The sequence below is a fragment of the Paenibacillus sp. 598K genome (assembly GCF_003851045.1).
Taxonomy (GTDB): domain Bacteria; phylum Bacillota; class Bacilli; order Paenibacillales; family Paenibacillaceae; genus Paenibacillus_D.
Map to the genome: position 1 here is coordinate 1,150 of NZ_BFBX01000242.1, position 524 is coordinate 1,673.

The window sequence follows — 524 nt, forward strand, 5'->3', positions numbered from 1 at the left end:
ATAGCTGCGCAGCGCCTCCGCTGCCGATACGGTCTTGACTGCATTGAGGATGCCGTTGCTAACATGATCCGCCTCGGCTTCGGCGCGCCTGAGCTCGCTATCGAGCATCATCTGGCCAAAGGCATAGTAAATCGACAGATTCATCAGGAGGATCAACACGGCGAACAGGACGGAGGTGTACAGATTGATCTTCGTCCGCAGCTTCATGGCTGATCCTTCAGCACATAGCCGACGCCCCGCACCGTATGGATCAGTTCGGCATCCTCGCCGTTATCCAGCTTTTTGCGCACATACCGGATGTACACATCAACCACATTGGTATCGCCGGCATAGGCATATCCCCAGACGGCCGTCAGCAGCTGATCGCGGCTCAACACCTGGCGCGGATGCTTCATCAGATAGACGAGCAGATCGAACTCGCGCGGCGTCAGCTCGATCATCGCCTCGCCGCGATACACCTCGCGAGTCGACTCGTTGAGCCGCAGATTGGCGCAGCTCAGCCATTGCTCGGTCGCCGGCGGCTC

The 524-nt window shown here is 58.8% G+C and carries 1 protein-coding gene and 1 pseudogene; both read right to left on the reverse strand.

Annotated elements, in window-relative coordinates; genetic code table 11:
• A pseudogene (locus PA598K_RS34825) lies at positions 1-207 on the reverse strand (sensor histidine kinase); the annotation flags it as partial.
• The coding region (locus tag PA598K_RS34830) for a winged helix-turn-helix domain-containing protein (RefSeq protein WP_148092050.1) at positions 204-524 on the reverse strand (321 nt) is incomplete at its 5' end. The gene PA598K_RS34830 and the pseudogene PA598K_RS34825, both read right to left, overlap by 4 nt.